Origin of the sequence: Bradyrhizobium neotropicale, from assembly GCF_001641695.1 — a bacterium.
GTDB classification, from domain to species: Bacteria; Pseudomonadota; Alphaproteobacteria; order Rhizobiales; family Xanthobacteraceae; genus Bradyrhizobium; species Bradyrhizobium neotropicale.
The window spans coordinates 38381-44873 of the sequence record NZ_LSEF01000125.1 but is presented as its reverse complement, the minus strand read 5'-3'; the positions used below and the strand labels follow the sequence as shown (position 1 = coordinate 44873).

Sequence of the window (6493 nt, the reverse complement as noted above, 5' to 3'; positions counted from 1 at the left end):
CTAGTGGTTCATCACAGTGGTTTTGACTCTTTGGCGGCAACTGGATAGGCGCGACCGAGTTTGGCGCGGGCTTTGTCGGTTGTGAACATCCATTTGATGCGGTCTCGCGCCTTGTTTCGCTGCCGTTGCCATGCTGCGATTTCTTTTCGAAGCCTTTTGGGATCGTCGATGCGACGGCCGAGACACTGGCGCTGCAGCACGCTGATCTCGCACTCGACCATATTGAGCCAGCTGGCGTGTTTCGGGGTGTAGTGGAACTCGAGGCGGCGCAGGATGCGACGGGCCTCGGCAGGCGCAAATGCCTGATATAGCGCGCCGGCCGTATGAATCGACAGATTGTCCTGCACCACACGGATGCAGGCGGCATTGGGATAGTGGACGTCGACGAGTTCGCGCATGCAGTGCGCGTAGTCGACCGCGGCGCGGTGGTCTGTAACCTTGACATTGCGCCAGCCGCGATGCGGATCGAAGGTGACGAAGAGATTGACGGTACCGTTGCGGCGATATTCGTAATCGTAGCGCTCGCGCTGTCCCGGTTGGGCAGGGATCGGCTGGCGTACCTCGCCGATCAGCTGGACTGGGGTCTCGTCGAAGCAAACCAGGGGCCGCTCGGGATCCGGCGCCTCGGCGTAGAGATCGAGCACATCCTCCATCCGGGCGACGTATTCGCCGTCGACATGAGGAATGCACCACATATCCCGGCGCCACGGCTTGAGGTCGTTGTCGGCCAGCCGGCGGCGCACGGTCTCGCCCGACAGGCTGGCGTGATCGGTGAGCTTGACCATCGCGTCGGCCAGCAATGTCAGCGTCCAGCGTTTGCGGCCGGCGGGCGGCTTGGCGCATGCCGTCGCCACCAGCAGGGCCTCTTCCTTGCCTGTCAGCTTGCGTTCCGCGCCCGGACGCGGCTCCTCACTCAAGGCCCGCTCCAGATTGCCTTCTACGAAACGGCGTTTGGTCCGGCCGACGGTGGAAAGGCTGACCCGGACGGTTCGGGCAATCTCCGCGTCGCAGCTGCCTGAATCGGCCGCCAGCACAATCTGAGCCCGTTTGAGTTTGCGGGCGGAATGCGTGCCGCCGCCGAGCATTGCCGTCAGTTCGTCCCGCTCGGCTTGGCTCAATTCGACCCGATAACGTACATTCATGCTTCGCCTCCTTGTCGGAGGCCGGGACGAATCCAGCTATGAGTCAAAAATCAGGCGCGCACTTCACCGAGAAGCAGGGACACTATCTCGCTTTCATCCATACCTACTCGTACATGTTCGGACAGCCGCCCGCCGAGGCCGACATCCAGCGGCATTTCCGCGTCAGCCCGCCGTCAGTCCACCAGATGATCCTCACCCTCGAACGCAACGGGTTCATTCGTCGCCAGCCCGGCGTCGCTCGAAGCATCGAGATCCTCTTGCCACCCGAAAAGTTGCCTATCCTCGGATGGCTCGGTATCAAAACGTCAAAATCACTGTGATGAACCACTAGCCCTCGCCCGCCGACCCGCTCCCGCAAAATATCGAAAACAACCCCATGCAAAGTAGGGTGGGTTAGCGCGGCTGCGCGGAGCGCAGTCCGCTCGGCGTAACCCACCACTGTCCGTCTCCGCGGAAGCGAAAGAGGTGGGTTACGCCAGCGGACTGCGCTTCGCGCAGCCGCGGGCTAACCCACCCTACGGACCAGTCCGCCGGAACCAACCCTCTGATTCCGCTCCGATTCATACTTTCCTAACCGTTGCTAGTAACGGCCTCTTGTCGGTTTTGAGGCATCTTGCATCCCACGGGAGGGCTGCATGGGTACATCAATCCGATGGAGCGCGCGGATGCGCGCGCTGCTTCGCCGTTGGCGCGGCGCGCCGCTGACGTGGCTGATCATCGGTGGCTTCGTGCTGATGGCGGCAACTGCCCTCGGGACCGCCCTTACCGTCGATCGCTTCCGGCAGAACGCGATCGAGAGCGGCCGCGACAGCCTCGAAAGCGCGGTGCGACTGCTAGCCAGGCATTTCGACCGCGAATTCGAGGATTTCGCGGTGCTGCAGAAGAGCGTCATCGCCGAGCTCGAAAGCCACGGCATCCAATCCGCCGATGTGTTCCGCAGCGAGATGGGCACCCTTGCAATGCACGAGGTGCTGCGCAGCAAGGCCAGCGGCTGGTCCGACGTCGCCGGCGCCAACGTGTTCGATGCGAGCGGCGTGCTGATCAATTCCTCGAAGCACTGGCCGGTCGCCGATATCTCGATTGGCGACCGCGGCTATTTCAATCGGCTCAAGAATGATCCGGCCTCGCAGGAAGAGGTCGAGGTGGTGCCGGGACGGTTCGGCAACGGGCCGGCGATCGTGTTCGCGCGGCGCGTGTCCGGTCCGCACGGTGAATTCCTCGGCATGGTCTCGCGCGCGATCACGCCGGACCAGCTCGAATCCTTCTTCGGCTCGACCGGGCTCGGCGAGGAATCCTCGATCTCGATGCACCACCAGAACGGCCAGCTGCTCGCGCGCATTCCGCATGTCGACGGGATGATCGGGCAGAATTACCGCAACGGTCCGCCCGAGCAGATCGCCGTGTTCGAGCGCACCTTCGTCACGACGCAGCTCTCAAGCCCGATCGACGGCAAGGACCGCATCGTCGCCTCGCGTCTTCTGACCGGTGAGCCGCTGGTCGTGGTCGCGACCAAGTCGCTCGACGCGACGCTCGCGACCTGGCGCACGCAGACGAAGTTTTTCGTCGCGGTGGCAACGCTGTCGATCGCACTGCTCGTGCTCACGCTGTTCCTGATCTTCCGCCAAATGACGAACAGGCTCTCGCTGGAGAAGCAGCGGCTCGACACCGCGATGAACACCATGACACAGGGCCTCTTGATGTTCGACCAGGACGAGCGGCTCATCGTCTGTAACCGACGCTATGTCGAGATGTACCGGCTATCGACCGACGTGGTGAAGCCCGGCGCCTATTTCCGCGACGTGATCCAGCATCGCTACGACACCGGCTCGTTCCACGGTGACGTCGACACTTATTGCGACCACATCTTGAGCAATGCCGGACGCACCCAGAGCTCCATTGGGGAGACCTCCGACGGCCGCCTGATCGAGATCAAGAACCAGCCCGGCGCCGCCGGCGGCTGGCTCGCGACCCATGAAGACGTTACCGATCGCATCCGCGCCGACGAGCGCATCGCGCATATGGCGCACTACGACGCGCTGACCGACCTGCCGAACCGCGTGCTGATGCGGGGACATCTGGAACGCCGCGTGGCGGAGCTTGCCGAGGGCAAGCCGTTCGCGATCCTCTATATCGATGTCGACGAGTTCAAGGGCGTCAACGACGCGCTCGGCCACGAGGTCGGTGACGAGCTGCTCCGCCAGGTCGCGAACCGCCTGCGCGCCTGCGTCAGCGGCAACGATCTCGTCGCACGGCTCGGCGGCGACGAATTCGCCATCATCAAGGCCGGCACCAGCGACCAGGCCGAGCTGACCGCGCTGGCCGAGCAGATCCTCAAAGCCCTGCGTACGCCCGTGGACTGCAAGGGCCAGGAGGTCCCGACCGACGCCAGCATCGGCATCGCGATCGCGCCCGACCACGGCGACAATCTCGACGACCTGCTCAAGCGTGCCGACCTCGCGATGTATGCGGCGAAAACCGAGGGCCGCCGCACCTTCCGCTTCTTCGTGCCGGAATACGACGCCAAGGCCAGACAGCGCCGACAGCTCGAACTCGATCTGCGTCAGGCGCTCGCCCGCGGCGAGTTCGAGGTGCATTACCAGCCGCTGGTCGATCTCGCCGCCAATGTGGTGACCGGCTGCGAGGCGCTGCTGCGCTGGCGCCATCCGGAGCGCGGCATGGTTTCGCCGGCCGAGTTCATCCCCGTCGCCGAGGACACCGGCTTGATCGGCGAGATCGGCGAATGGGTGCTGAAGCAGGCCTGCCTCGAAGCCGCCGGCTGGCCCGGCCAGATCCACGTCGCGGTCAACGTCTCGCCGGTGCAGTTCCGATCCAAGACGCTGGCACTGAAGGTCGCCGCGGCGCTCGCGGAGTCAGGCCTTGCGCCCGAGCGGCTCGAACTCGAGATCACCGAAACCGTCCTGATCCGCGACGACGAGGAGGCGCTGACGATCCTGCAGCAGCTCCGCGAGCTCGGCGTGCGCATCGCGCTCGACGATTTCGGCACCGGCTATTCGTCGCTCAGCTATCTGCATCGCTTCCCCTTCGACAAGATCAAGATCGACCGCAGCTTCATCAGCGACATCGGCGAACCCGAGGATTCCTCCCCGATCGTCCAGGCGGTGGTGCACATGGCCGCCGCCCGCCACATGGCGACGACGGCGGAAGGCGTCGAGACCGAGGCGCAGCGCGAGGTGCTGCGGCAGCTCGGATGCAGCCAGATGCAGGGCTGGCTGTTCAGCCCGGCGGTGCCGGCATCCAAATTGAAGCAGTTGCTGTCGGCGCAGGCTGTGGCGGCCTAGTGCGCGTACTCGTCCCCAAGCCTCGATTAGCTGTATCCGCATCCCGTTAGGAAGCGGACATCGGCCTGTCCCTTCAGCTCGTCTGGCTTGGGCGAACAGGCGACATCGGAGCCGCCGGCTGAGAGTGCCAATTCAGGCGCGTTCGGCGCCTCGAACTCTCGCGTTGCCTGTTCGGCGTCGGCTCCTCGCTACTTCTTCTTCGCCGGTCCGAAATCCGGCTGCCAGGCGGCTTCCTTGCGGCTCGGGGCCGCGGCGATCACCTTGGCTTTTTCCTTCTTCGGCTTCTTGGCTTCGCGATTACTGCGTTGCTGGCCCTTCGCCATGTCGCTCTCCTTTGGTGCCTTGAGTTCGTCGAGTTCGTCCGATTGCAGCACGCGTCCGCGCGGGGTGCAGACGCGCACGTCCATGTAGCCTTCGCGCAGCAGTTTTCGCGCGAGGCGCAGCGCGACCGTCGCAGTGCCGCGGCCGAGATTGGAGCTGCCGTATTCGTTGGTCCCGCTGACCAGATACGGCACGCGTGTTGCCCTAGCCATTGCGGACAGCGGCTCCGCACACGAGAAGCAGAAGAAGCAGCGGAACGATCACCGGCGACACGACCCATTCCGAGATACAAAAACGCTCCTGCGAAGCTTTTGGCGGGAGCGCACGTGACCCTCAGTCACCGGTCGATGCCGTTGGAGATGCGGTGACAGCGGCAAGCCTACGCCTGCCTCACACCAATAGCGAGCGTTAAAGCGCCTCGTTTACGAGAGCCGTGCTGCGGCATCGTCGCGAGCCGGCACGGTGAGGATAGTGCTGGCTATTGCCGCGCCAAGGGCGCATGGTCGTCATAGCCGGCGTCGGTTGGGGCCCCACTTGCGAAAGGCAGGCGTGCATGACCATCCGCTCGCGTCGAGAAGCCATGACGTTCAGGCACCCGTTCCGCATCCGTGGCATCGAACGGCCTGCAGGCGCCTATGAGGTCGTCACCGACGAGGAGAAGATCGAGGCCCTGTCCTTCGCGCACTGGCGCCGCGTTGCCGCCATGATCAGTACCCAGCGAAGGCGTGCGCGGCTCAACGGAGCTGCTGTCGATCGGATCCGTCGACCTAGCGGTCCAACGCATGGATGCGAGTGTCGCTAATGACTGACCACACCGTCGATCTCGACAAGCACCGCGGCATGGCCGCGCAGAAGGCGACCGACCTGCGCCGCGCACTGGCCGAGGTCGAGACCCATGTCAGGGAGCTGCGCGAGCGCGAGGCCGATCTCGAAAACCGCATGATGACGGTGCCCGCCGCATCCTGGCCGGAGGCCGCGGTGAAGGCGCGCCATCTGCTGAACCTCTATGCTGCGAGCCTGCCCGCCGAGGACACGCGGCACCGCGCGCTCGTGGCAGCGCTGTTCGACGATTTCGCCCGGCTGTCGGGGGAGGGCTGAGGCGAACGACGGCCGCCTGCATTCTCAACACGTGCCATGCTCGGCGCGACCGGAAGCGGGTGGCCGGTCGCGGGGGCGATGAGTCGAGGGCGCGATCGTGCCAAGAAGCAATCACGTGAAGGAGTAAGCCATGACATTGACCAGCGGCCGCTTTATCGGTCACGAGTACGACCGGATGATCGTCCGGTTCTCGATGCATGACGGAGCCAGAGAGATTCCTTGCGCGATCTCGACCTCTGCGATGGACTATCTCGAGCGCGGCCAGCAAGTTGGGCCCGAGCAGCGGGAAGCTCAGTTCACTCGCCTGCGCGACCGCATCGAAGCATGCGCGGCAAGCAAATATCGCGCGACGGAGTTCGAAGGCACGCCGCCAGGGATCGTGCTACGAGGCATCGATTTCAGGCCATAGTGATGACAGCAACCGGCCAGCTAGATGCATAGCCGGCACGGGACCCGGTCGTCGTCCCGGTCCCATGATCGTAGCTAACAGCGCTGCTGTTCGTCGCGACCCGACTTCTGGCCGCCCTGACCGGGACTGTTCTGACTTCTGATCTGCGTCCTTTTTCGCTGCGTCACAAGTGACGCAACCACCATGGCGCTAGATCCGAGAGCATAACGTTCCTCGACGTGTGG

At 64.2% G+C, this 6493-nt stretch carries 6 protein-coding genes and 1 pseudogene; 5 read left to right on the top strand and 2 right to left on the bottom strand.

Translation table 11 applies throughout. The features are described from left to right. Nucleotides 1-11: 11 nt before the first annotated feature. Complete coding sequence (locus AXW67_RS39920) at nucleotides 12-1142, bottom strand: IS630 family transposase (RefSeq protein WP_063675747.1); 1131 nt, start codon at nucleotides 1140-1142, stop codon at nucleotides 12-14. Between the two features lie 38 nt (nucleotides 1143-1180). Between AXW67_RS39920 and AXW67_RS39915 the strand changes: the two genes are divergently transcribed. Both AXW67_RS39915 and AXW67_RS39910 read left to right on the top strand, forming a co-directional pair. Further along, complete coding sequence (locus AXW67_RS39915) at nucleotides 1181-1462, top strand: LexA family protein (protein ID WP_063675745.1); 282 nt, start codon at nucleotides 1181-1183, stop codon at nucleotides 1460-1462. Between the two features lie 315 nt (nucleotides 1463-1777). Beyond that, nucleotides 1778-4441, top strand: a complete 2664-nt coding sequence (locus AXW67_RS39910; protein ID WP_063682307.1) for a bifunctional diguanylate cyclase/phosphodiesterase — start codon at nucleotides 1778-1780, stop codon at nucleotides 4439-4441. 188 nt (nucleotides 4442-4629) lie between these two features. Here AXW67_RS39910 and AXW67_RS43460 read toward each other — a convergent pair whose 3' ends face one another. Beyond that, complete coding sequence (locus AXW67_RS43460) at nucleotides 4630-4974, bottom strand: hypothetical protein (RefSeq protein ID WP_198024803.1); 345 nt, start codon at nucleotides 4972-4974, stop codon at nucleotides 4630-4632. A gap of 341 nt (nucleotides 4975-5315) precedes the next feature. Between AXW67_RS43460 and AXW67_RS39900 the strand changes: the two are divergent. The 3 genes and pseudogenes from AXW67_RS39900 to AXW67_RS39890 all read left to right on the top strand — a co-directional run bounded on the left by AXW67_RS39900 (nucleotide 5316) and on the right by AXW67_RS39890 (nucleotide 6269). Beyond that, a pseudogene (locus tag AXW67_RS39900) lies at nucleotides 5316-5571 on the top strand (hypothetical protein). Next, on the top strand, nucleotides 5564-5860 hold the full coding sequence (locus AXW67_RS39895) for a hypothetical protein (RefSeq protein WP_027554956.1): 297 nt from the start codon (nucleotides 5564-5566) through the stop codon (nucleotides 5858-5860). The pseudogene AXW67_RS39900 and the gene AXW67_RS39895 overlap by 8 nt, the downstream one beginning before the upstream one ends. Nucleotides 5861-5990: 130 nt before the next feature. Then, entirely contained in the window at nucleotides 5991-6269 is a 279-nt protein-coding gene (locus tag AXW67_RS39890) for a DUF1488 family protein (RefSeq protein WP_063682306.1), read from the top strand. Nucleotides 6270-6493 lie beyond the last annotated feature (224 nt).